This is a genomic window from Algoriphagus iocasae, assembly GCF_014206875.1.
GTDB classification, from domain to species: Bacteria; Bacteroidota; Bacteroidia; order Cytophagales; family Cyclobacteriaceae; genus Algoriphagus; species Algoriphagus iocasae.
Map to the genome: position 1 here is coordinate 545673 of NZ_JACIJO010000002.1, position 23689 is coordinate 569361.

Annotated in this window: 24 protein-coding genes; 6 read left to right on the forward strand and 18 right to left on the reverse strand. The window is 40.3% G+C overall.

From position 1 onward, the window contains the following. Window positions 1-11 precede the first annotated feature (11 nt). The gene (glyA, locus tag FHS59_RS09760; protein ID WP_184494958.1) at window positions 12-1280 is read right to left on the reverse strand and encodes a serine hydroxymethyltransferase; all 1269 of its coding nucleotides are present in this window, start codon (window positions 1278-1280) and stop codon (window positions 12-14) included. A 160-nt stretch (window positions 1281-1440) separates the two neighbouring features. On the opposite strand from glyA, the gene FHS59_RS09765 reads away from it, so the two are divergent. Beyond that, window positions 1441-1815, forward strand: a complete 375-nt coding sequence (locus FHS59_RS09765; protein ID WP_184494959.1) for a UDP-glucuronosyltransferase — start codon at window positions 1441-1443, stop codon at window positions 1813-1815. Here the strand turns inward: FHS59_RS09765 and FHS59_RS09770 are convergent. Continuing rightward, a complete protein-coding gene (locus FHS59_RS09770; RefSeq protein WP_184494960.1) occupies window positions 1812-2039 on the reverse strand; it encodes a hypothetical protein in 228 nt (75 codons plus the stop codon). The genes FHS59_RS09765 and FHS59_RS09770 overlap by 4 nt on opposite strands. Before the next feature lie 103 nt (window positions 2040-2142). Between FHS59_RS09770 and FHS59_RS09775 the strand changes: the two genes are divergently transcribed. After that, on the forward strand, window positions 2143-3051 hold the full coding sequence (locus tag FHS59_RS09775) for an AEC family transporter (RefSeq protein WP_184494961.1): 909 nt from the start codon (window positions 2143-2145) through the stop codon (window positions 3049-3051). A gap of 1 nt (window position 3052) precedes the next feature. On the opposite strand, the gene FHS59_RS09780 is transcribed toward FHS59_RS09775, so the two are convergent. The 10 genes from FHS59_RS09780 to FHS59_RS09825 all read right to left on the reverse strand — a co-directional run bounded on the left by FHS59_RS09780 (window position 3053) and on the right by FHS59_RS09825 (window position 12820). After that, the gene (locus FHS59_RS09780) at window positions 3053-3856 is read right to left on the reverse strand and encodes an inositol monophosphatase family protein (RefSeq protein ID WP_184494962.1); all 804 of its coding nucleotides are present in this window, start codon (window positions 3854-3856) and stop codon (window positions 3053-3055) included. A 16-nt stretch (window positions 3857-3872) separates the two neighbouring features. After that, window positions 3873-4571: a 16S rRNA (cytidine(1402)-2'-O)-methyltransferase gene (gene rsmI, locus FHS59_RS09785; RefSeq protein WP_184494963.1), complete on the reverse strand. Its 699-nt coding sequence runs from the start codon at window positions 4569-4571 to the stop codon at window positions 3873-3875. After that, entirely contained in the window at window positions 4571-4801 is a 231-nt protein-coding gene (locus FHS59_RS09790; RefSeq protein WP_184494964.1) for a 4a-hydroxytetrahydrobiopterin dehydratase, read from the reverse strand. The genes rsmI and FHS59_RS09790 overlap by 1 nt, the downstream gene beginning before the upstream one ends. Window positions 4802-4812: 11 nt before the next feature. Next, a complete protein-coding gene (locus FHS59_RS09795; RefSeq protein WP_184494965.1) occupies window positions 4813-5079 on the reverse strand; it encodes a DUF493 domain-containing protein in 267 nt (88 codons plus the stop codon). An 80-nt stretch (window positions 5080-5159) separates the two neighbouring features. Then, window positions 5160-7268 (reverse strand): peptidylprolyl isomerase, encoded by a 2109-nt coding sequence (locus FHS59_RS09800; protein WP_184494966.1) that lies wholly within the window; start codon window positions 7266-7268, stop codon window positions 5160-5162. 84 nt (window positions 7269-7352) lie between these two features. Then, window positions 7353-8633 (reverse strand): hemolysin family protein, encoded by a 1281-nt coding sequence (locus FHS59_RS09805; protein ID WP_184494967.1) that lies wholly within the window; start codon window positions 8631-8633, stop codon window positions 7353-7355. Window positions 8634-8882: 249 nt separating this feature from the next. Beyond that, window positions 8883-9425, reverse strand: a complete 543-nt coding sequence (gene lptC / locus FHS59_RS09810; protein ID WP_184494968.1) for an LPS export ABC transporter periplasmic protein LptC — start codon at window positions 9423-9425, stop codon at window positions 8883-8885. Window positions 9426-9516: 91 nt separating this feature from the next. Next, window positions 9517-10818 (reverse strand): hypothetical protein, encoded by a 1302-nt coding sequence (locus FHS59_RS09815; protein WP_184494969.1) that lies wholly within the window; start codon window positions 10816-10818, stop codon window positions 9517-9519. A 12-nt stretch (window positions 10819-10830) separates the two neighbouring features. Further along, window positions 10831-12114, reverse strand: coding sequence for a hypothetical protein (locus tag FHS59_RS09820; protein ID WP_184494970.1), 1284 nt, complete (start codon window positions 12112-12114; stop codon window positions 10831-10833). Then, entirely contained in the window at window positions 12104-12820 is a 717-nt protein-coding gene (locus FHS59_RS09825; protein WP_184494971.1) for a type III pantothenate kinase, read from the reverse strand. Before FHS59_RS09825 ends, FHS59_RS09820 begins: the two co-directional genes overlap by 11 nt. Window positions 12821-12922: 102 nt before the next feature. Between FHS59_RS09825 and FHS59_RS09830 the strand changes: the two genes are divergently transcribed. The 3 genes from FHS59_RS09830 (at window position 12923) to FHS59_RS09840 (ending at window position 17004) form a co-directional block, all read left to right on the forward strand. Beyond that, window positions 12923-13996, forward strand: coding sequence for an anhydro-N-acetylmuramic acid kinase (locus FHS59_RS09830; RefSeq protein WP_184494972.1), 1074 nt, complete (start codon window positions 12923-12925; stop codon window positions 13994-13996). Between the two features lie 71 nt (window positions 13997-14067). Continuing rightward, window positions 14068-15294: a Glu/Leu/Phe/Val dehydrogenase dimerization domain-containing protein gene (locus tag FHS59_RS09835; RefSeq protein ID WP_184494973.1), complete on the forward strand. Its 1227-nt coding sequence runs from the start codon at window positions 14068-14070 to the stop codon at window positions 15292-15294. Window positions 15295-15477: 183 nt separating this feature from the next. Further along, a complete protein-coding gene (locus FHS59_RS09840; RefSeq protein WP_184494974.1) occupies window positions 15478-17004 on the forward strand; it encodes a sodium:proton antiporter in 1527 nt (508 codons plus the stop codon). Here FHS59_RS09840 and FHS59_RS09845 read toward each other — a convergent pair. Further along, window positions 17001-17579, reverse strand: a complete 579-nt coding sequence (locus FHS59_RS09845) for a DNA-3-methyladenine glycosylase I (RefSeq protein WP_184494975.1) — start codon at window positions 17577-17579, stop codon at window positions 17001-17003. The two genes, FHS59_RS09840 and FHS59_RS09845, sit on opposite strands and share 4 nt — an antisense overlap. Window positions 17580-17674: 95 nt before the next feature. Between FHS59_RS09845 and alr the strand changes: the two genes are divergently transcribed. Next, window positions 17675-18829 (forward strand): alanine racemase, encoded by a 1155-nt coding sequence (gene alr, locus FHS59_RS09850; RefSeq protein ID WP_184494976.1) that lies wholly within the window; start codon window positions 17675-17677, stop codon window positions 18827-18829. On the opposite strand, the gene purU is transcribed toward alr, so the two are convergent. Genes purU through FHS59_RS09875 form a run of 5 tightly spaced genes read right to left on the reverse strand, consistent with a single transcriptional unit; the run spans window position 18826 to window position 23625 of the window. Beyond that, complete coding sequence (purU, locus tag FHS59_RS09855; RefSeq protein WP_184494977.1) at window positions 18826-19680, reverse strand: formyltetrahydrofolate deformylase; 855 nt, start codon at window positions 19678-19680, stop codon at window positions 18826-18828. The genes alr and purU overlap by 4 nt on opposite strands. Before the next feature lie 9 nt (window positions 19681-19689). After that, the gene (locus FHS59_RS09860; protein ID WP_184494978.1) at window positions 19690-20427 is read right to left on the reverse strand and encodes a shikimate dehydrogenase family protein; all 738 of its coding nucleotides are present in this window, start codon (window positions 20425-20427) and stop codon (window positions 19690-19692) included. After that, a complete protein-coding gene (locus FHS59_RS09865; RefSeq protein WP_184494979.1) occupies window positions 20427-21359 on the reverse strand; it encodes a DUF368 domain-containing protein in 933 nt (310 codons plus the stop codon). Before FHS59_RS09865 ends, FHS59_RS09860 begins: the two co-directional genes overlap by 1 nt. Window positions 21360-21419: 60 nt before the next feature. Further along, on the reverse strand, window positions 21420-22190 hold the full coding sequence (locus FHS59_RS09870; RefSeq protein WP_184494980.1) for a phosphosulfolactate synthase: 771 nt from the start codon (window positions 22188-22190) through the stop codon (window positions 21420-21422). A 19-nt stretch (window positions 22191-22209) separates the two neighbouring features. Beyond that, window positions 22210-23625 (reverse strand): tetratricopeptide repeat protein, encoded by a 1416-nt coding sequence (locus FHS59_RS09875; protein ID WP_184494981.1) that lies wholly within the window; start codon window positions 23623-23625, stop codon window positions 22210-22212. Between the last annotated feature and the right edge of the window lie 64 nt (window positions 23626-23689).

Sequence of the window (23689 nt, forward strand, 5' to 3'; positions counted from 1 at the left end):
GGTAATTAATTCTAGTATAATGGAAACTGATTCATCCAGGCATTTACCTCTGCACGGATGTTTGCCAATTCGGCATCATTTGTATGGTTTGTCAACGCTCTATCGATCAAATTGACAATCTTTACCATATCTTCTTCTTTCAAACCTCTGGTAGTAACAGCAGCTGTTCCTACTCTCATCCCGGAAGTAACAAAAGGAGATTTGGTATCAAAAGGAACCATGTTTTTATTGATGGTGATATCTACTTTACCAAGGGTTTCCTCAGCGATTTTGCCGGTAAGCTCCTTGTTTCTAAGATCGATCAACATCATGTGATTATCTGTTCCTCCAGAAATAATCTGGTATCCAAGACTTACGAACTGATCCGCCATTACGGATGCATTCTTTTTCACCTGAAGGACATAATGCATGTAATCATCAGATAGTGCCTCTTCGAATGCAATTGCTTTGGCAGCAATAATATGCTCCAAAGGTCCACCTTGAGTACCTGGGAAAACTCCCATATCCAACAATGAAGACATTTTTCTGATTTCTCCTTTTGGAGTAGTCAATCCCCAAGGATTGTCAAAATCTTCACGCATCATGATCAAACCTCCTCGAGGTCCTCTTAGAGTCTTATGCGTGGTAGTGGTTACAATATGGCAATGATCCAATGGATCGTTTAATAAACCTTTTGCGATCAAGCCTGATGGATGGGAGATATCCGCCAACAAAATAGCACCTACCTCATCCGCAATTTCTCTCAAACGCTCATAATCCCAATCACGGCTATAAGCGGAAGCTCCACAAATGATCATTTTTGGAGAAACAGCCAAAGCCTTCTCTTCCACTTTGTCATAATCGATTCTTCCTGTCTCTTCTTCTACACCGTAAAAATGAGGTACATAAAGCTTACCTGAAAAGTTTACCGGAGATCCATGAGTCAAATGACCACCATGAGACAAGTCAAAACCAAGGATAGCATCACCAGCTTTTAGGCAAGCTAGCATTACAGCAGCATTTGCCTGAGCTCCAGAGTGAGGCTGAACGTTTGCCCAAGTAGCTCCAAAAAGTTGCTTGGCACGATCGATCGCCAACTGCTCGATTTGATCCACTACTTCACAGCCACCATAGTATCTTTTGTTTGGCAAACCTTCTGCGTATTTGTTTGTCAAAACGCTCCCAGCAGCTTCCATTACTTGCTTGCTAGTGAAGTTTTCTGAGGCAATTAACTCGATTCCTCTTTTTTGTCTGTCCTCTTCTTGGTTAATTAGGTCAAATATTACCGTATCTCTTTTCATAATCAGGGGTTTGAAAGCGGATTTACTGTTGGAAAATGAGCTACCGAACGCAGCTCAAAAACGAGCCCAAAAATAGCCTGAAACAATTGATATTCCAATCCCAATAAAGCATTGATCAAAGATTAAAGCATTCCTTTGCCGGATTCACTATTTTAGCGTCATGTTTGATTTTAAATTCACGCCGGAATCCTATTTTGAGAATGAGGTGACTTCTGTTTTACTGGTAAAGCTCCAATATCCGGAAAGTCAGTGGGGAGAGCAGATTAGCATTTATGCCCATTCGATTGAGGGAAAAATCCAGTTTGAGGCAGTGGATTTTTATGGAAATGAATTTATTCTATATCCTTCTTCCAGTTTTGAACCCTTAAGTTTTGAGGATTTGGTGTATATGCTGGAAGGAATTCAGGTAAATCAGGATGAAGTAGAGGGAAATGTCGAATTCACCCTGTATGGTGTTCCAGCAGCGGAAAGTTCATTCTATCCCGAGGTAGAAAAATATTTTGATGAAAAAAGGGAAAGTGCCGGATTGACTTAAAAGTCGAACACATTATGACTTCCGGTAGTCTCCTGATGAGATCTAAACCAAAATTCATAAGTAGAGAAATCCACACATTCGTTGAGTTCAATTCCCTGAAAAGGAATTTTCTTCAAACTATTTACCGGCAACCAGGATCTGAATTGTTTGGCATGTTTCGAACTTAGCTGAGAAAGCTGAATCCATTTTCTGCCTGCTATGGAAATAGGTACAAGTTTAGTCATAGGAATTGGTTTGATCGCTTAAAAGTATACTGATTTACAATACGATACAATATTTTAAAATTAAATCTATGTTAATAACCATTACCTTTTATCCTAAAACCCCATGATACCAGTCATCATTGCAGTTTTGGGACTTTTTTTGGGATTATTTTTACAAAACCGGAAGGATTTCCCTACCGAAAAAGCCATCAAATGGACCAATTACTACCTTTTGAATATTGTCCTACCAGCCTTGGCTTTGCTCTATATTCCCCAAATCAAGGCCGAATGGGCTCTTTTGATCCCCATTTCAGCAGCTTGGTTTACCTTTATTCTTTCTTGGATTTTATTCGGAACCCTAGGGAAAATCTTTAACTGGGACCGTGGACTCACCGGATGCCTGATTATCGTTTCCGGACTGGCAAATACATCTTTCCTGGGCTTTCCAATTGTAGAAGGACTCTATGGAAGGGAAGGAATGCCTATCGCTTTGCTGATAGATCAGGGAGGATCATTCCTTTTGGTTTCTTCGCTATCGATTTTGGTTGGATCATTATATAGCCATCAAGAAGGTAAATTGAGCAGTATCCCCCTAAAAATTATAAGTTTCCCGCCTTTCGGATTTTTGGTAGGAACCATGATCATGAGCATACTGGAGATTCCTACACCGGAATTTTTACTACCCTTGTTAAAAATCATTGGAAGAACCATGGCACCACTTGCCCTCTTTGCCATCGGGATGAAATTCTCACTGGATTTTGATTCTCTTAAATCCAGGTATTTTTGGATGGGTATGGGGTATAGACTGATTCTTGCCCCACTTTTGGTTTGGTTGGTTTACAGAAATTTTCTTTCCGAGGAAAGCCTGACTTTCAAAGTAACAGTCCTAGAAAGTGGAATGGCGCCTATGATCACTGGATCTATAGTCGCCATCAATTTCAATTTAAGACCAAAACTAGCCACATTATTAGCTGGATTGGGGATTCCTATTGCTGGGATATCCCTTCTGGCTTGGTATTATTTGTTAGGATAAATTAATTCCAGATTTCCTGTAATTCCTTCGTAAACTCCTCCTGGATTTTTCCATTGCAGGCAATGATTTCTCTTCCGAAAACAAAGTTCTTTCCCCCAGAAAAATCAGTGACTGTACCACCAGCTTCCTGAACGATCAAGGCACCTGCTGCCACATCATAGGAATTGAGATTGTATTCAAAAAACCCCTCTATTCTTCCTGCAGCTACATAACAAAGGTCTGTCGCAGCACTACCAAACCTTCTCAAACCATGAGTCTTTTGCATCATGGATTTCAAAGCTGCCAGATACTTATCGATCAGCTCAAAATTATAGTAAGGAAACCCTGTGGCAATCAAAGAGGCTGACAAATCCGGAGCAGGACTTACTTTAATCGGAGTATCATTACAAAATGCACCTCCACCTTTCATGGCGTAAAAGCACTCATGTCTATTTACTTCGTAAACCACTCCCAGCACCAACTCATCATATTCCATCAAGGCAATGCTAACCGCAAAAACAGGAATTCCGTGAATAAAATTGGTAGTTCCGTCCAAGGGGTCGATGACCCAGTTAAATCGATCCGCTTTGGTGGTATTGGTTCCTTCTTCGGTAATAAACCCAGCTTCAGGAAGAATCTTAGAAAGTGCCGCAACGATTTTTTTCTCTGCTTCCTTATCCACATAAGAAACCAAATCATTGAATCCTTTGTGCTCGACTTTCTCCACATCAAAATGCTGTCGCTCTTTACGAATAAACGAACCGACTTGCTTGGCAATTTCCTGAGTCTGCTCTAGCAGATTGCTTAAATGCTCTTGGGTATTCATAAAATTTGTAATTGTCTTAATCTGACTTTGGATTCTTTCCTGCCACTACCAATACAATCTCACCTTTTATCGGATGAGTTTGGTAATAGTCAATAAGTTCGGCTAATGTTCCTCTTGCATTTTCCTCATGCAATTTGGTCAATTCTCTGGAAACACAAGCTTGCCTTTCCGGGCCAAAAGCCTCTGCGAATTGCTCCAGTGTTTTTTGGATTCTATGAGTGGATTCATAAAAAATCATGGTTCTGACTTCCTCCATCAACCCCTCTATACGGGTTTTCCGACCTTTCTTATGAGGTAGGAAACCTTCAAACACAAATCTATCATTGGGAAGGCCACTATTGACCAATGCCGGAACGAAGGCTGTGGGACCAGGAAGACATTGTACGTCCAGCCCAGCTTGTAAAACTTCTCTAACCAATAAAAACCCCGGGTCAGAGATTGCCGGAGTTCCTGCATCGCTGATCAATGCAAAATACTCTCCAGCCTTCATTCTTTGCACCAGCTTTTCTACAGTCTTATGCTCGTTAAAGATATGATAGCTCTGCAATGGCCGGGAGATTTCCAGATGTTTCAGCAACTTCCCACTCGTACGGGTATCCTCTGCCAAAATCACATCCGCTTGCTTCAGCACTTCAATCGCTCGAAGCGTAATATCTTTGAGGTTGCCTATAGGGGTAGGCACCAAATACAGATTGGGACGGGAATCTTCGCTCATCAAACCAAAGAGTCAATGGCTTTTGCCAGGGAATAATCTTTTTCAGTAACCTTATTTCCCACATCATGTGTGGTCAACTCGATAGTCACTTGGTTATACACATTACTCCAGTTGGGATGATGCTGGGCAGCCTCAGCAAGAAATGCCACTCGGGTCATAAAAGCAAAGGCTTCCTGAAAATCCGCAAACTTGAATGTTCTTTTGAGTTTATTGTCTTCTTCTTTCCACATCTTTTCCTTGTTTAAAGCGAAATTACTCCTTCGATCTTAGCTACTTTTTCATAAATCCCAATGATCTGGTCAGATGTTTCCATCATGGCCTGAATCGTGGTGCTGACGTATTTACCTCCGGAACTTGGCTTGATCAGTACTTCGTTTTTAGGAAACAAAACTGATATCTCCTTTTCCTTCCCAGCTGGAACTATAAATTTAAACATATATAGCATGGGAAACTGTCCCGAAGCCTCTAATTTTTCTTTGAAGTTTTCTTTATCAAAATTTCGATCCATGAAATTCTCCTTTTTAACTTTTCAATTGCTTCAAACAAAGAACCCATGCTGGTAGGCATGGGTTCCGATGTAGATCTTATTTAAAAGAATTTATATCGATAGTCTTTCACATCCGCGAGATCCTGAAGGGCCATCATGACCTGGTAGGATGTCCTCTGTGCGGCTGACTGTGTCAACTGTCTCTGGAATCCGGAATAGTCTCCGATTTCAGCTGCAGGAGTCAAAGAATTTAACTTTGCTACGATCACTCCGACATCTTCTTTTACTGGTGCAGTCATTTCGCCTGCGTTTTTCAAACCAAATACTGAACCGATAGCTTTAGGAGCAAAACCAACACCTGGAATCACAGAAGCGCTCAACTTCAAGTCTGGAGTGGTATTAAGAGAAGCTTCAGGGAATACGCTCTGCATTTCTTCCAAAGTCGTTTTTCCTTTTAGCTTTTCAGCGATCATCGCCGCTTTCTTATCGTTTCTTACTTGAGTTTCTACTTGAGCTCGAACATCTGCCAATTCTGCATCGCCTTCTTCTTTCTTGCTGATCAAAGAAGCCACTACATAATTATTGTCCAATTCGAATACTGGAGAAACTTCGTCTTCTGACGCTTCGGAGAATGCCCATCTAACGACTTCTCTTGCATTCTGGATGTTATTGATGTTTCTGCTAGAAGCATCTACGTTGCTCGCTTCTAATACTCTGTATCCTTGCGCAGCAGCATTTTCTTTAAACTGGTTTCTGTTTCCGCTTTCAGCAGCAAAAGAATCAGCATTTCTGAATGCCTCGTTTCTTGTAGCATCACTAGCTACCAATTCAAGCTCTAAAACAGCAAGTTTAGTATAAGTAGTCAAAGGCAAGCCAGTAACTTCGATGATATGGTATCCATAGTCTGTCTCCACTAGGTTATCGATCAAACCAGTAGATTTCTCAGCGAAAACTGCATTTGCAAATGGCTCTACGAAATCTGCCTGTGCAAAATATCCAAGATCACCACCATTTTGAGCAGAACCATCCTGACCATATTGTTGTGCTGTAACTGCGAAATTAGCTCCACCTTTCAAATCCGCTAGAACCTGCTCAGCCTGTGCTTTTACATTTTCTTTCGCAGCATCGTCCATTCCTTCTGTGCTAAACAAAATATGAGAAGCTCTCATTCTTGGAGCGCCTTCATATTGATCAGAAATCTTGTAAGTCACATAAGTAGAATTAGGAGTTACAAATGGTCCATAAGTAGCACCATCTTCAATCTCGTCTACATTAGATGTCAATCCTACAGGAAGGTCTGTTCCTGGTACGTAAGTAAAGAATGGGAATTGAGACTCAGAATTTCTTGCAACAAATACAGAATCGTTATCAGAGTTTCTCAATTCTTCCGTCAAAGACTGAATTTCAGAAATTACCTCAGCAGAATCCTGGCTGCTTGGCAAAATGCTAAAGCTTACATATTCAATATTTGCACTAGAACCAGTTCTGAATTTGCTCTGATTTTTGCTCAAATAATCTTTCATTTCGCTTTCGCTTACAGAAACTGCAGAATCTGCAATCGCATAATATGGAACGAAAAGATGAGATACGTCTGCTGTAGTGTTTGCAGCTTGGTATTCGTGTTTCGCTTCTACAGAAGTAGTGTACTCTGAGAAAGCCAACATGTTGTCATATTTGATTCTCAATCTGGAGTCAGCAAATAATTGCTCCTGCTGTGCCCAGAAAGCCTGCTGAGTTGGATCAGCATTCTCCAAAGACTGAAGGAAAGAAACCAATTGAGATTTATCGAATTGACCAGTTTGAGGGTTTACCAATTGCTGACGAAGCTCGGCAACAATGTTTTTACCCTGAACCATATCTACTAATTCTGCATCAGAGATAGTCAGACCTAGTTTTTCGTATTCTTCTTTGAATACTTTTTCTACGATCAATGCTTGCCAAGCCTGCTCTCTTACAGAAAACATTTCTGGCTCTGAAGGCGCTCTTCCAGTTCTTTGCTGAAAGGCAGCTCTAAACTGCTCTACACTTGCGACGTATTCCTCGTAGGAGATTTCTTCTCCTGCGATTTCACCCACTATGTTTTGATTTGAATTGAGTAAGGAAGAATTTGGACTTAGCAAATCTCCACCCAATAGGAATAAAATCAACCCGCCGGCAATGACACCGATTGCGAGACCCGTTCTCTGTCTTATTTGTTTAATTAACGCCATTTGTATTTCTACGCTTTTTTAGAAGTGTCGCAAAATAATAGCATTAGGGTCGAAATTCAAAATATATTCTGAATCAAACCTTTATCAAAAAATCCCTGAGCTATTGATTTTTAGTTTTACTGAGTCAATTCTATGGTCTTGTTTGGTCATAATTGTAAAAGTATATGGCCCAAAAACGACCGACTCGCCCTTCTTGGGCAGGTTTTCGGTTAAAGAAAGAATTAATCCCGACAAGGTTTCAAAATCTCCGTAAGGTAATTCCCATCCATATTTATCATTTAAATAATCTATTTCGTGACGGGCACTTAACAAATATTCATAATCTCCGGTCTTCTGTTCGATCAAATCATCGTTATCGTACTCATCTTCGATCTCACCAAATATCTCTTCGATAATATCTTCCATGGAGACAATTCCACTCGTTCCACCGAATTCATCCACTACCAAAGCCAAACTTTTTCTTTCCTGAATAAACTCAATCAAGAGTTCATTTGCCAATGCGGATTCAGGAGCAATAATAATTGGAGTTAAAATTTCCTCTATCGTTTTTGGCTTCTTAAATAATTCCAACTGATGGCAATAGCCGATCACATCATCGATGGTTTCCCGATAAACAATTACTTTGGAATGCCCACTCTCAGCAAAAACTTCCTTCAACTCTTCGATTGAGTCTTCGATTTCTACAGAGACGATGTCAGTACGAGGAACCATACATTCCCTCACACGCACAGTTTTGAACTCCACCGCATTGTCAAAAATCTTGGTATCGATATCAACTTTTCCTTCTTCCTTCTCCTGATTCAAATGGTTTTGAATAAAACTATTCAGATCAGTCACGGTAAAAACAGGCTTATCTTCGCTGTATTCCAAACGCAGAACTTTGGTAATAAAGAATCTGGAAAGTCCCACAACCGCCCAAACGATCGGGTACATGACGAAATAAATTGCCAGGAAAGGGATCGCAAAAAATGTCAACATGCTATTTGGATTTAGCATAAAGAGACTTTTTGGGATAAACTCGGCTGTTATTAATACAATGATGGTAGAAACCACCGTCTGCAGAACCAGTATAAATGCTTCATTATTAAACCCTTCCGGGAGAATCATTTTTAATGGATCCTCAAGAAGAAAAGCCATAAAAATACCATAGAGCACCAAGGAAACGGTATTTCCCATTAATGTGGTGCCGATGAACTGGCCGGGCTTATTTACAAAGGTGCTGAGTACTTTTCCTACCAGAGATCCCTGTTTTCTTTGCAGTTCTATCTGAAGCTTATTAGATGAAATGAAAGCTATCTCCATTCCGGAGAAAAAAGCCGAAAAAAGCAATGTAATGATAACGTAAATCAGATAAGAAATATCCATGCTTAATGCTTTTTCCTCTTGGTTGACTTTTGCTTAGGAGATTCGGGTTCTTTGGGTTTGTTTGTCCTCCTAAATTGAAACCAAAATAACAAGGCCACTGCAAACATAAAAATTGGATAGGATACTTCCACACCTTGAGTAAGACTGAGGTGAATTCCTATGATAACCAATGCCAGGCCGAGGGATAGAATTAGGACGTCGGGTAATTTCAATTTATTTCTGTTCTAAGAATTCAAAGATAGGATGATTTTATTTTTCTTCACCAGGAAGCAAAGTTCTACTATCACGAATGTCTTTCAAAACGTAATTGGAGAATGAATCGTCGGCTTCCAATCCTGTTCCGTTGAAAAGTGTCTGCCCATCCCTTACCGTTACAAATTTCTCCGTATAGATTTTCTTTTTATTTGGATCCCAAAAGATTTCTTCCGCTTTAAGAGATTGGTCTTTTACCCGGTTTTCTACCTGCACGTCACCCACTCCTTTGTATAAATTCTCATCCCGAAGGTAATAACCTCTGTCTGCTCTCATGGTGGTGGTCAAATTTCCATCCACATCAAAAAATTCAATATTGATCCCTTCAGGAAATTCCAAGTTGCCATTTTCGTATTCCAATTGCTTTGGAGCTTGAATAGCTGACCTGACGATCGCAGAATCACTCTGTATCAAACTTACATTAATTGAGGTATTGACAGGTCCATCATATACCTGAAGCGCCGAAGCATCTACGTCTTCTCTACAGGAGCTGAAGCCAATCAATAAAAAGGAAATAAGAATTAAAAAAGATCTATTCATCAGAGTTCAAAGATAATTGAAAATTAAATGATAAGTAGACAACGAAAAAAGGGCAGCCCTGGAGCTGCCCTTTCTATAGTATTAACTAAAATTAATCTCTAGTTGCCAAAGTAACGGTTTCACCTATCCAACATCCAGTGTTGATAGTGCCGCCCACTTGTAAGCTTTCTGTAAACAATTCCTCTTTGGAAGGGAATCTTTGTCTTGCCTGAGCCATACCAGTGTTATCTCCTGCTCTTTGGTAAGCATTGTATGCAGCGATATAGATAGAGTAGTCTTTTGCACGGCTAACTCCACCTTTACAATCGTTGGCAGAACCCATGTACAAGTCACCGATCAATTTCCAAGCATCCTGAGATTTAGCCTCGTCCAAAGCAGCAGCCTCTTTTGCTGCAGCTCTTGCAGCAGACTTCTGACCTTTTGCTCCGTAGATTTTAGCAAGTTCAAACTTAACTTCTGCTCTTTGAGCATCGTTTTCAGCAAGAGTCATTGCTTTGTCCAATACAGGCTCAGCTTTCTCGTAATCTTTCTCCTGTAGGTATCTCATTGCTCTTACCTGAGAAGTTGCGAAGGTAGGATTGTTAGTATCCTTGATCTCCAAAGCTCTCAAGAAGGCATCAGAAGAGAAACACTTATACTGTACAGAGTAATTGAAGATCTGATCAGCCAATTTCTCATTGGTTGGATCTGCAGCTAGCTTAGGACCCATGGTATTTTCGATGAAATCACAATCGATCAATTCCATAGCAACCAACAATTGCTCCATATTACCTTTTTGGCTAGTTACATCGGAACCTTTTGCTGCTTCAGCATCCAAAATTGCATTTAGCTCATCATACATATTAAGGATTTCCTCGCCTGTGTATGCTTTGTGGTATGCAAAGTTTCTATAGACCAAGTTGAAGTATGCCGGTACTAACTGATAGTTAATAGAACCATTAATTTCAAGTGCTTTCTCGAAATCTGCTACTGGAACTTTCAATTTTTCCTTGTCATCTTTATAATACTGATAGCCGTAATAAGCTTTGTTTTCAATCCACTTAGATTCATTGTCATAAAGCTCTCCACGTTTTTCGTAAAGGGTGATTACAGAATCCTGATATACTCTTTTTTGAGCCTCATCACTTACAGCACCCGCAGCACCATCATAAATTTTGGTACCGTTGATGTATAAAGATTCATTTAGCTGAGGAACATTTACTAATAGCCAATGTAAAGGCTTAGTAGCTTCCACATACTGTTCTGATTTCATATAATCAGTGTATGCGGCGTTCAATTCTCTTGCTTTGGCTTCTTGCTCAGCATCAGATGGCCAATTCCATCCATCCTGAGCTTGAACCATGCCAGCCATTAACACGGCGGCCAGACCTAATAGGGTTGATTTAATTTTCATGGTTATTATGCTTTATTCAAATACTCGTTTATAAAACCAACTGTTATCGTTTAGTGAAAATCCAAATGTGAGGTTCACATAACGTTCTTGGATGAGGCCATTATCGGTGGTTCCTCGTTGTCCCATTTTCACAGCGAAATTCACTAAAGAAAGTTGATTCACTGGAAATGAAGCTCCAAAGTTAATGCCAATATCATTGATATTTGTTTGGTTCAGGTAGTAAGGAGTCTGCTGATATTCCAAACCAAACCGGTAAGATGTTCTTTTTAAAGTATTATCAATTGCTTGATAATCTGGAACAATCTGGAATCCCAAACCAAATTTTATCGCTTCTCTGAGTGCCAAAGTCTCTCCGAAGAAGGATTTAAACTTTTTAAAATCCTGATATTGCCCCTCAAAACCGAGGGCGAATTTATTCATTTTTTCAAATGTTACCCCAAAACCCATTCGATTTGGGATGTATATACTGCCTTTTTCATCATTGGCGATCAAATCCCCGTCTGAATCCAAATCGCTAGCTTCACCTAAAGCAGCCAATTTGGCAAAAGTTTTTCCACTAACATCCCCAAGACTCTGATAAATGGCGCCGAAGTGCAAATTATTCTTTTCTGAAAGCTTAACCATGTAGTGCCCTCCTGCTTTGAAGCCAATATCACTAACTGTTAATCTTTCATAATATTCTGTAGAGTTACCAACTGGGTTGTCATTATCATTCAAAAGTGATAATTGATTGTTCCGGATAGTCGACCCAAATAAATAAGATCCTTGCACACCAAGACTGAAATTTTTGGCTACTCGAACACCAAAATTTAAATATGCCTCAGAAATACCCCCATCACCCTGAATATAATTATAGGCAGTCAGGTCAGAATTTTCTACCTGGCTCTCCAGCTGAAGTCGGTAATTCACGGAGGTGATCTGATTCAATCCCATCCCCATGGTTACTTTTCCTGATTTCAAAGGAAGCGACATCGCTACATAAGAAAGACCTCCACCATCTACATCAGAAGTTTCAGATCCATTATTCGCTTTGATGTTTTTATAGTTCAAAGCCGCCTGGAAATTGAAAACTGTGTTATAGGTAGTAAGTGCAGGATTGACAACATTAACATTCCAGCCAGTTCCATAACTGATGCCAAGACCTCCCATGGCTTGGTTTTGGGTAAGTCCGGAATAATTAAATTCTCCAATACCTAAGGCACTGTAAGTGGAAGCTGAGGACTGCGCCTGAACTTCAGAAAATAAGAAAAGGGTGCAAAGGACACCCAGCAATTGCAATTTGATTTTACTCAACATTGTGGTTTAGAATACAATTCAATCCATGCAGGACTAAATTTTTGACTACAAATATGTGGTCTTTTGCTAATGATTCAAAAGATTGAGCGTCTCCACCACAAACAAAGACCTTTATTTGAGGGAATTTTTGCTCATATTTTTTTATTTGACCGAGAATTTCGAATTCAACCCCATACCAAATCCCAATTTGCATACAGGTGATGGTATTGGTGCCAATGAAATTTTCCGGCTTTTTGTCTAACTCTACCATCGGCAATCTGGCTGTCAGACTATTCATGGCTTTGGCCCGCATCATAAATCCCGGACTGATTGCTCCTCCCCGGTAAATATTTTCCTCATCCACCAGATCAAAGGTCATACAGCTCCCCAGATCTATTACCAAAACAGGACCTTGGCCAGCCATTTGCCAACCCCCGACAGCAGCTGCTAATCGATCCAATCCCAAAGTTGCAGGGCTGCCATAGCCATTACTAATTGGAAACTTCAGATCATTCTTAAGAAAGAGGAAACTAAAGGGAAGTTGAATCCTCAAATCCTTTTCACTCCACTTGACAGAACTCACCAGACATTGATCAAAATCTGTTTCCTTCCAGCTGGGTAATGCCTCTTTCAAATCTGTGAATACCGATTCACTGATCAATTCCGAACCTTTAAACAAGGCGGATTTAATTCTGGTATTGCCGATATCAATGATTAGATTGTTCATTTCGTAAAAAGGAGGACTGCAAATTAGGGATTAAAAAAAAGAGAGCATTTCACCTGCGGCAAATTATCTTTGGAAACTTCAATACTTAACAATCTTTAACCCATGAATTACCCCAGCTACCATGTCATAGGCTTGATGTCAGGCACTTCCGGAGACGGATTAGATTTGGCTTACTGTCATTTTGAAAAAAAAGAATCCTGGGAGTTCAGCATTCTGGATGCCGTCACCATCCCTTTTCCCATTTCACTTGGAGAACAACTCAAGAACTCTCACTTGCTCAGCGCTTTAGACCTGAATCTGCTGGATGTGACTTTTGGAAAATGGATGGGAGAAAAGGTCCAATCATTCTGTAAGCAAAAGAAAATAACTCCAGAGGCTATTTGTTCTCATGGCCACACTGTTTTCCATCGACCACAAAAAGGACTCACCTTGCAAATAGGAAATGGCTGGGCGATGCAAGCTTCTTCTGGAATGAAGATCATCAATGATTTCAGGATGCGGGATGTACAACTCGGTGGTCAGGGGGCTCCTTTGGTACCAATTGGGGATAGATTACTTTTTGCAGATATGGATTTTTGCATCAATCTCGGAGGCATTTCCAATATCAGTATGGAATCCAATGGAAAAAGAGTGGCTTTTGACTGCTCTCCTTTTAATCTACTGCTAAATCCTATCGCCGAGAAATTAGGAAAACCTTATGATGAAAGCGGAAATTGGGCGAGGGAAGGAAATATTGATCCTGATCTGTTGAAAGAATTAAATGAAGTTTCTTTTTATCAGATTCAGGGCGCAAAATCATTGGGAAGAGAGGATATGGAAGAGGTTTTTCTTCCAATTCTGTCTAAAAGTGAATCGCCTGAAAAGGATAAACTGGCGACATTGACTGAGCATTATGCATTTCAGATTGCTAAGGTTATCCAAACGTTTGCTCAAGTTGATTTTCCAAATGTCTTAATTACAGGAGGTGGGGCATATCATACCTATTTTTTGGAGCGACTGGACTTTCATCTTCAATCCAAATGGAAAAAATTTCAAGCATCCAATGAATTGATAGAATTTAAGGAGGCTTTGATTTTTGCTTTCCTGGGAGTATTGAGGTTGAGGGGAGAAAACAATTGCCTAGCTTCTGTCACCCATGCGATCGAAGATTCCTGCGGAGGAACAATATTTGGCTAAACAGCCAAATAACAAATTATTTTAGGGTCAATTTTTTTCTATTTTTGAGCAAAATATAAACCCAAAGAGTAATGCAGGAATTATTAAAAAAATTTGAGAATAAGCAGCCTGAAATCGTTTTTGAATGGAGTGATAATGAGTCAGAAGCAGAAGGCTGGGTTGTCATTAATTCTCTGAGAGGAGGAGCTGCGGGAGGCGGAACTAGGATGCGCAAGGGACTGGACAAGAGAGAGGTAGAATCTCTTGCCAAAACGATGGAAGTGAAATTTACTGTTTCCGGTCCTGCCATTGGAGGTGCCAAATCAGGGATCAATTTTGACCCGAATGACCCAAGAAAGGGAGAGGTTCTTCAGCGCTGGTACAAAGCCGTGATGCCACTTTTGAAAAATTATTACGGTACAGGAGGGGATATGAACGTGGATGAAATCCATGAAGTGATCCCAATTACGGAAGCATATGGGCTATGGCATCCGCAAGAAGGAATCGTCAATGGGCATTTTCATGCCACAGAACCAGAAAAAATAAAAAAAATAGGACAGCTTCGCCAAGGTGTTTCTAAGGTCTTGGAAGACCCGCATTTCACTCCAAACGGCGACAAAAAATATACCGTGGCAGATATGATCACGGGCTATGGAGTGGCAGAAGCGGTGAGACACTATTACAAAATCTGGGGTGGTGAACTCAAAGGAAAAAGAGCTGTGATTCAGGGATGGGGAAATGTAGGAGCAGCTGCAGCATGCTTTCTCGCAGTAGAAGGAGTCAAAGTCGTTGGGATTATTGATCGGGAAGGTGGAATCATCAGAGAAGAAGGTCTGAGTCTAGATGAAGTCCGGGAATTGTTCTTGAACAGAAACGGAAATAAACTGGTAGCACCTGATTTAATCCCGTTTGAGGAGATCAATGAGCAGATTTGGGATCTTCCTTCTGAAATCTTTATACCGGCAGCAGCATCCCGATTGGTCACCCAGAACCAAGTAGAGCGAATGGTCAATTCAGGACTGGAAGTGATTTCTTGTGGGGCAAATGTACCTTTTGCAGATTCGGAGATTTTCTTTGGCCCGATCGGTGTCTGGGCAGATCAAAGGATATCCGTTATCCCGGATTTCATTGCCAATTGTGGTATGGCTAGGGTATTTGCATATCTGATGAGTAAGAAGGCTGAAGTTACTGACAAAGCGATATTTGATGATGTTAGTAAAACTATTGCCAATGCCCTAAAAAAGACTTATACTGACAACCCAAATAAAAAGAACATAGCTCAAAACTCCTTTAAAATAGCTTTAGCACAACTCGTATAAAAAAGAGTAGTAAGAAAGGCCGGCATCAATTAATTTTTGATTAATTATCGCCGGCTTTCTTTCACTGCTGGTGACTTTCACCCAAAATCAGTAGTTTAGCAAAAGCCAATTTGGTCGGCCTACCGCCAAAAATAATTTTAATAATTAACCGAAAAGATTGCCCAGCAGAACCTATTTAGCCTAATGAAGAATATTATCTTAAGTTTATCTATACTTTTCGGAATACTCTTTCTTGGTGGATTACAACCTCAGCTAAGTTATGCTGAGGAGCGTGAAACAAAAGAAATGTTTTTAGCTCAGTCAGATCAAGGTGCTGCTGAGCACGCAACTGTGGACCATGTTGCTGCCGAAGATCATGGGGATGAAGCCCATCACGTGGCTCCAGCCTGGTTGGTTATTCCTTTCGTAGTGTTGCTATTGATGATTGCCACTGGTCCCTTGTTTTATGAGCACTTCTGGCATAAAAACTATCCAAAAATAGCCATAGGACTCGCCATTTTGGTAGTCTTTTATTACCTGTTTATCCTTCAGAATGTCCATGCGCCGGTTCATGCCATGGCGGAATACATTCAGTTTATAGCATTATTGGCATCACTCTATATTGCTTCGGGTGGTATTCTAATCGAAATTGATAAGAAAGCCACTCCTTTTGCCAATGTCTCATTGCTTTTGATCGGAGCTTTGATTTCCAATTTGATCGGTACCACAGGAGCTTCAATGCTGCTAATCAGACCATTTATCCGATTAAACAAAGGGAATATCCAAGCTTACCATATCATCTTCTTCATCTTTATGGTAAGTAATGTGGGTGGTTCTTTAACACCGATTGGGGATCCACCATTGTTCTTGGGTTTCCTAAAAGGAATTCCGTTCTTCTGGACTTTGGAGCATAACTGGCCTGCTTGGATTTTTGCTTTATCCTTACTGGCAGTAGCCTTTTACTTCATCGATAAGAAACTTGGAAAAGCTGCTGACGACGAGGTGGAATTAGAAGAGATTACCTATACAAATAAATTCTCTCTAATCGGAATGAAGAATTTCGGTTGGTTATTCATTATCATTTGTTCGGTTTTCTTAGACCCTAATGTGATAGAGGGCGTTCCAGCCATCGTTTATGATGGACAAAAATTCTCCTATCTAAGAGAAGTTATTATGCTTACGGTAGCATTCCTTTCTTACAGATTTGCAGATAAAAGAGCGATCCAAGGCAATGAATTTAACTTTGAACCGATTCGTGAAGTAGCCTTTATCTTTATTGGTATTTTCGGTACCATGATGCCGGCTTTGGAACTGGTTGGCAACTTTGCAAAATCTCCAGAAGGAGCTTCGCTGATCACGCATAACACTTTGTATTGGGGAACAGGCACGCTTTCTGGCTTCTTGGACAATGCTCCAACTTACCTGAATTTCTTGGCAGCAGCCATGGCTTCGAAAGGAGCTGATATCAATAATATCGAGCAAGTAAGACTATTTGCAGCTGATGGCTTCCATGACTCTGCCTTTGAGTTGATGGCGATCGCAGTGGCTTCGGTATTCTTTGGAGCGATGACTTATATCGGCAACGGACCTAACTTTATGGTGAAATCCATCGCCGAACAAAGCGGAATCAAAATGCCATCCTTCTTTGGATACATTATCCGATTCTCCCTGCCGGTTTTACTTCCGATTCTGATTTTGGTCTGGCTGGTTTTCTTCGCCTTTGTAGGTTAATAATCCTGAACTTCCGAGTACCTAAAGCAATCCACCAAATGGTCATTTACGAGTCCTGTGGCCTGCATGTGCGCATAAACTGTTGTACTCCCTAAAAATTTGAATCCACGTTTCTTGAGGTCTTTTGCCAGCAAGTCAGATTCAGGTGTGGTGGCAGGAGCAGGATTTCCTTTTTTCAATTTGTTCTGAATTGGCTTTCCACCCACAAATCCCCAGATGTAATCCGAAAAACTTCCGAATTCCTTCTGCACTTCCATAAAGCGTTTTGCATTATTGATCGCCGCACGGATTTTCAATTCATTTCGGATAATCCCCGGGTTTTGTAAGAGTTCCTGCACGTATCCCTCCGGAAATTCTGCCACTTGCTTGTAATCAAAATTAGCAAAAGCATCCCGATAGCCATTTCGCTTTTTGAGAATTGTCGCCCAGCTAAGTCCTGCTTGCGCACTTTCCAAAATTAGAAATTCAAAATGGATTTGATCATCCCAAACAGGTTTCCCCCATTCTTCGTCATGATAAGCGATGTATTCGGGGAAACCCAAACACCAGGAGCAGCGGGATTTTTGATCATTCATTTCTTAAAATTTTAAAGGTTTTGGAATAAAAGTAAGGGAGAATTGGGATAAAGTTACAGCATGTCTTACTTTTTCATTTCATTAATTTAAAACTCATGATCGCTACGTCCTATCTGGAAATAAGCGCCAAAGCGTACCGCCAAAACATCCGATATATCCGATCCGAAATAGGTCCGAAAACAGTGATATCTGCCGTAGTCAAAGGAAATGCATATGGTCATGGAATCCAGCAAATGGTAGAAATTGCCGAAAAAGCAGGAATTCGCCATTTCAGCACATTCAGTTCTGATGAAGCTTGGGAAGTGTTGCGCTACTCCAAAAAGAAATCTGAAATTATGATTCTCGGAATGCTTTATCCCGAGGAAATGGCGGAATTGATCAAAGCTGGAATCAGCTTTTATGTTTATGATTTCCAGAGACTCGATCTAGCAATCACGATTTCAAAAAGTTTGGGCATTCCGGCAAAAATCCACATCGAACTTGAAACTGGATTTCATAGAACAGGATTTGAATGGAGCTCCAGAGAGCGACTTGCCAAGGCCTTATCCGCAGATGCCGCTCATTTGGTTTTGGAAGGATTATGCACCCATTACGCCGGGGCAGAAAGCATCAGCAATTTTGTCCGGGTAAAAAATCAGATCGACGTCTACCATAAATTCAAGGAATACTTTCTTCAAAAAGAAATCCAATTCAATAAATATCATACCGCTTGCTCGGCTGCAACATTGATTTTTCCGGAGACGATCATGGATATGGTGCGAATAGGAATCGCAGGTTATGGCTTTTGGCCAACCAAAGAAACTTTTTATGCAAAATTGCATTCCCTACCGAAAGCAAACAAAAACCCACTTAAGAGGCTAATAACCTGGAAAAGTACCGTGATGAGTATTAAACAAGTCAAAATGGGCGAATTTATTGGTTATGGAAATAGCTTTATGGCGCTAAACAACATGAGATTGGCAATAGTCCCGGTAGGATATGGACATGGATATAGTCGCTTATTGAGCAACCAAGGACAGGTGCTTATCGGAGGACAATATTGCCAAGTGGTAGGAACTGTAATGATGAATGCCATTGCATTGAACATCACAAAATTGAAAAATATCGAAGTAGGGGATGAGGTGGTTTTGATAGGCAAGCAAGGAAACAAGGAAATAACTGTGGCGTCATTTTCAGAATCTACTCAACAGGTAAATTATGAGTTGCTAACTCGTCTTCCAAAGGACATTCCTCGAAAGATTATCCCTTAATAGAAAATCACTGTCTTGTTTTTGAATGCCAATACCTTTCGGTCCAAATGGTATTTAATCGCTTTGGAAAGTGTCACTTTCTCGACATCCTGACCAATCTGCACCAAATCGGAAATGGTATTATGATGCCGCACTCTCGCTACTTCCTGCTCGATAATAGGTCCTGCATCCAGTTCTTCGGTGACATAATGTGCTGTGGCTCCAATAATTTTTACTCCACGCTCATAGGCTGCATGATAAGGTTTTGCACCCACAAAAGCAGGTAAAAATGAATGGTGGATATTGATGATTCGATTCGGGTAATTCTTGATAAAGTCAGCAGAAATAATCTGCATGTATCTCGCCAAAACCACAAAGTCCACTTCATTTTCTCGAAGCAGTTCCAGTTGTTTTGTTTCTGCCTCTACTTTGGTCGCAGCAGTCACAGGAATATGGTAAAACGGAATCCCAAATGCTTCAACTACTGACTGGAGATTTTGATGATTGGAAATGACCAATGGAATATCCACTTCCAGCTGTCCGGCGTGATGCCTTCCAAGAATATCGAAAAGGCAGTGAGATAATTTACTGACAAAAATTGCCATCCTTGGCTTCGGAAAGTTAAAATGAAGCTTGAATTCCATATTGAATTTGGCTCCAACTTCCAGTTCAAACCGCTGGCTAATTTCCTCCTTTTTTAATGAAAAGGAGTCCAATTCCCAAGCTGCACGCATAAAAAACAAGCTCAATTCCTCATCCACATGCTGGTCGATTTCCAAAATATTTCCATTATAGGAATAGAGAAATTTTGAAACTTCCGCTACAATTCCCTTTTGATCGGGACATTGAATTAAAAGAATGGCTTTGTTCATGGCAGTTATTTATTCATTCCAGATCTTCCAGGCGGCTTCGGCTTGTAGCTCTAGCATATCTTGACCATTTTTTGCTTTGCCTCCAGCATCAAGACAAGCTTGCATCAGGGTAGTTACTGCAGGGTTATAGACTAAATCATAAACCAAATGCTCAGAAGTCAATTTCTCAATAGGAATCTCAGGCATACCCTCTACCTTCGGAAAAGTCCCTAGAGGAGTACAGTTAATAATCAAGAGATGGTCTTCCAAAATGGATGGCTTACCTTTTAAATCTTGGTAAGTTATCTGATTCAGCGCCTCCGTTCTGGAAACTAAAAGATACTCGATCCCCAAATCTTTCAAAGCTTGGATTACCGCTTTAGAAGCTCCTCCTGTGCCTAAGACCAATGCTTTTGGACGGATATTTCCCATCCAGTTTACTAGGGAGTTTTTAAACCCAACATAATCCGTGTTATACCCTGTGAGTTTATGATCCTTTATTTTGATGCAATTGACTGCTCCAATTTCCTCACAAGCTGGATCCAATTTGTCTAAAAACGGAATTACCTGTTGCTTGTATGGGATAGTAACGGCCATGCCTTCGAGCTCTGGATTTTCAACTAATATTTCTTCAAAATCTGAGATAGTAGGAATCTCATACAGATCAAACTGACAATTTTGAATCCCTTCATTCTCAAATTTTGCAGTGAAATATTTCTTTGAAAAGGAATGGCCTAAAGGGTAGCCGATTAATCCAAATTTTCTCATCACTTATTAAAAATAGCCGCTAATCTCTCTATTCCGATTACCAGGATAATACCAAATAAAAACGCTCCGATCGCCAATCCAAGTTTTGGATCTTGACCTACTTGGCTGAGATATTCTCCCGGCCATAGATTTTCCGTCAAAAATGGTTTTTCCTCTCCACTAGATGAGGTTCTGTAGGCCGTCACAATCTTCCAAGGCCATAATTTATTCATAGAACCGAGCATAAAACCGGAAAGTAAACCGATGGTGACAGAATAATATTTTTTTAATAACCATGAAATAACCCGGCTAAAGGAAAGAATCCCAACCACACAACCAGCAGCAAATACGCCTAAGGTCACAACATCACGCTCTGAAACTGCATTGAGAATGGTTTCATATTTTCCCAAAATCAAAAGAAGAAAACTTCCTGAAATACCTGGAAGGATCATCGCACAAATCGCAATGGAACCTGACAGAAATGTAAACCAAATCGCATCTGGAGAGCTGACAGGTGGTAATTCAGTAATAAAATAGGCTGAAACTGTACCTATTAAAATTGCAACGATCACTCCCAAATGCCACCTATGGATCCCTTTTAGAATCACAAAAGCACTGACTAAGATCAATCCACAGAAAAATGACCATAGCGGAACTGGATGCTCTTCCATCAGGAAAGTAATCAACTTTGAAAGAGTGAAAATACTGGTCAAAATTCCCAAGAAGAGACTCAACAGAAAAGTCCCATTTACCGCTTTGTAGAATGGCTTAAACTGAAGGGAAAGCAACAGCTTTAGGTTTTCACCATTAAAAGAATTGATGCTATCGAGCAGTTTTGAATAGATCCCTGTGATCAAGGCAATCGATCCGCCAGAAACACCAGGTACGATATCTGCCGCACCCATCGCCATTCCTTTGAGGTAGTTCAGGAAATATTTTTTGATAAGATCCATAGGTAAAAATAAAGGCTGACCGGAAGCATTACCGATCAGCCTCTACTGGTTTTGATCCAATTATAATTTGATTTCTCCTATAAAATGGTCGAAAGTATCGCCTCTCAATCCCAATCGAATAGTTTCCAAAGGAATAATTTCAGTAGGACTGATATTTCCAAGGTTTACGTTTGTACCCAAAAGTTTGATAAACCAAACCTGCTGGGCTTTTATTGGAGCTTCCCAAATGATTCTTTCTTCAGGAATCTGCGTCAGAATTTCTTCTACCAGACCTTGTCTCACTTCACCGGAGTCTCTGAATAAACCCACATTTCCACCTTCTCTGGCTTCTCCGATTACTTTCCAAGCTCCAGCATCCAATTCTGTCTGCATTTGCTCGATCCATTTGTAAGGAGGGATAATTTTAGCAGCGTCCTTTGATCCAACTTCTGATAAAACAGTAACATCCTTTGCAAGCGTAGAAATGTATTCACACTTCCGATCATGATTCAAAGAGATCGATCCATCAGAAACTTCACAGTATTCCAATCCATATTTATCCAAAACTCTTCGATAATCATCGAATTGATCTCTGACGATAAACGCTTCAAATAGAGTTCCTCCTAAATAAACCGGAATGCCAGCTTCTCGATAAACAGCAATTTTCTCAGCAAGATTTTTAGTCACATAGGAGGTTGCCCATCCTAGTTTGACGATGTCTACAAAATCGGAACAGCTATCGACAAAATCCTCTGTTGCTCTAAGGCTCAGACCTTTGTCCATGGCCATAGTAAATCCCGTGGTACGTGGCTTTTCAGTACGTACAGGGATGTTCTTCAGCTCATAATTCATTGGCTAGGTATTATTAAGGTTAGTTCTCGGGATTTTCTTCCCGATACTGGGCGATGATCTTGGACATTGCTTTTTGCTTCTTCAGCTCAGGCATTAATTCGTACAAGACCACGTGCCTATCGTAGGCCAAAGTTAATGCATTTTCCAAATATGAAAACGCTTCTTTGTAATTGGCCATTTTGATTTGGAAAACTACCATCCTATAATAAAGCTCTGCCTCCTCTGGAAGCTCCTCAATTCCCTCTCTGACCACATCTATTGCTTCCTCAAATCTATTTTGGTCAAAATAAATCAAAGAAAGGTTGATATAAGTCTCTAAAATACCGGGTTCCAGATTGATAGCTTCTTCATAAGCCTCAGAACTCGCCTGTAAGTTTCCAAGGTTAAATTCAGCATCTGCCAAACCTACCCAGTAATTCGGACTCTCTTTATTGAGGTTCAAAGCCTTTTTGAAATAATGAATGGCTTCAAAAAATTTCTCTTTTTTTAACATACACATGCCCAGTCCAAACCAAGCATCGTCATATTCTTCATCCAGTTTAGCAGCTTTTTTGAAATATTTGAAAGCTTCATCGATTCTACCCAGCTTTTCGTAGGCAGCACCCATGTAGCAGCAATTTTCTGCATTGGCTCCCTCGCAATTGATGGTGTTTTGATAGGCTTCCAGAGCCAGATCAAACTGCTCTGTGTTCATCAATGCATTCCCAAGATTGAAATAGGCTGAGGCAAAAGAATCATCGATGATGATCGCATAATCGTATGCTTTAATCGCTTCTTCAAATCTTCCCAATCGATTATAAACCACACCTAGGTTATACCAAGCTCCAGCACTGTAAGGATCTTGATCAATGAATTCTTGATAAAACTGGAGAATCTCATCAAAAGAACCCTCTTCTTCCGTGATCATTGCCAACTGGAAAAGGGCATCTTCGTGATTGATTCTGAGTTTTACAGCTTCTTTGAAATAATAGGATGCTTTTTTGTTATCATTGGTGGCTCGATAGAGATTCCCAAGGGAATAAAATACTTCCGCTTTATCTTCCGCCAAGGGAATAAAATTCTCCAATAATTCGATTCCTATCTGAGGACTTCCCGCTAAAATATGAGCATTGGCCAAAGCCAAAAGGATCTCTTCATTATTAGGGGAAATGTTATTGATATTTTCCAGAATGCTCAGTCCTTCTTCCAATTCATCATTGAAAATCAAGCACTGCGCCTTCAACAGTTTTATTTCTACTGAAAAGGGAAATTTTTCTAAAGAGAACTCACTCGCTCTGAGCGCCTTAAGAAACTTTTGCTGATCAAAATAAAATCGGATGATATCTTCCAGTTCCTCCTCTTCAAAGTACAAATCCAAATTGGATTTCAGGGAATTTTCAAAACGCTCAACGAGTTTTTTGTCATTTTCCCAATCGTGATCGTGATCTCCAGTCATTAGGATGAGTTAAGTTTATTTAAGATACCAAATAAATCGGTCTCTCAAAATTCGGAATTGTTAA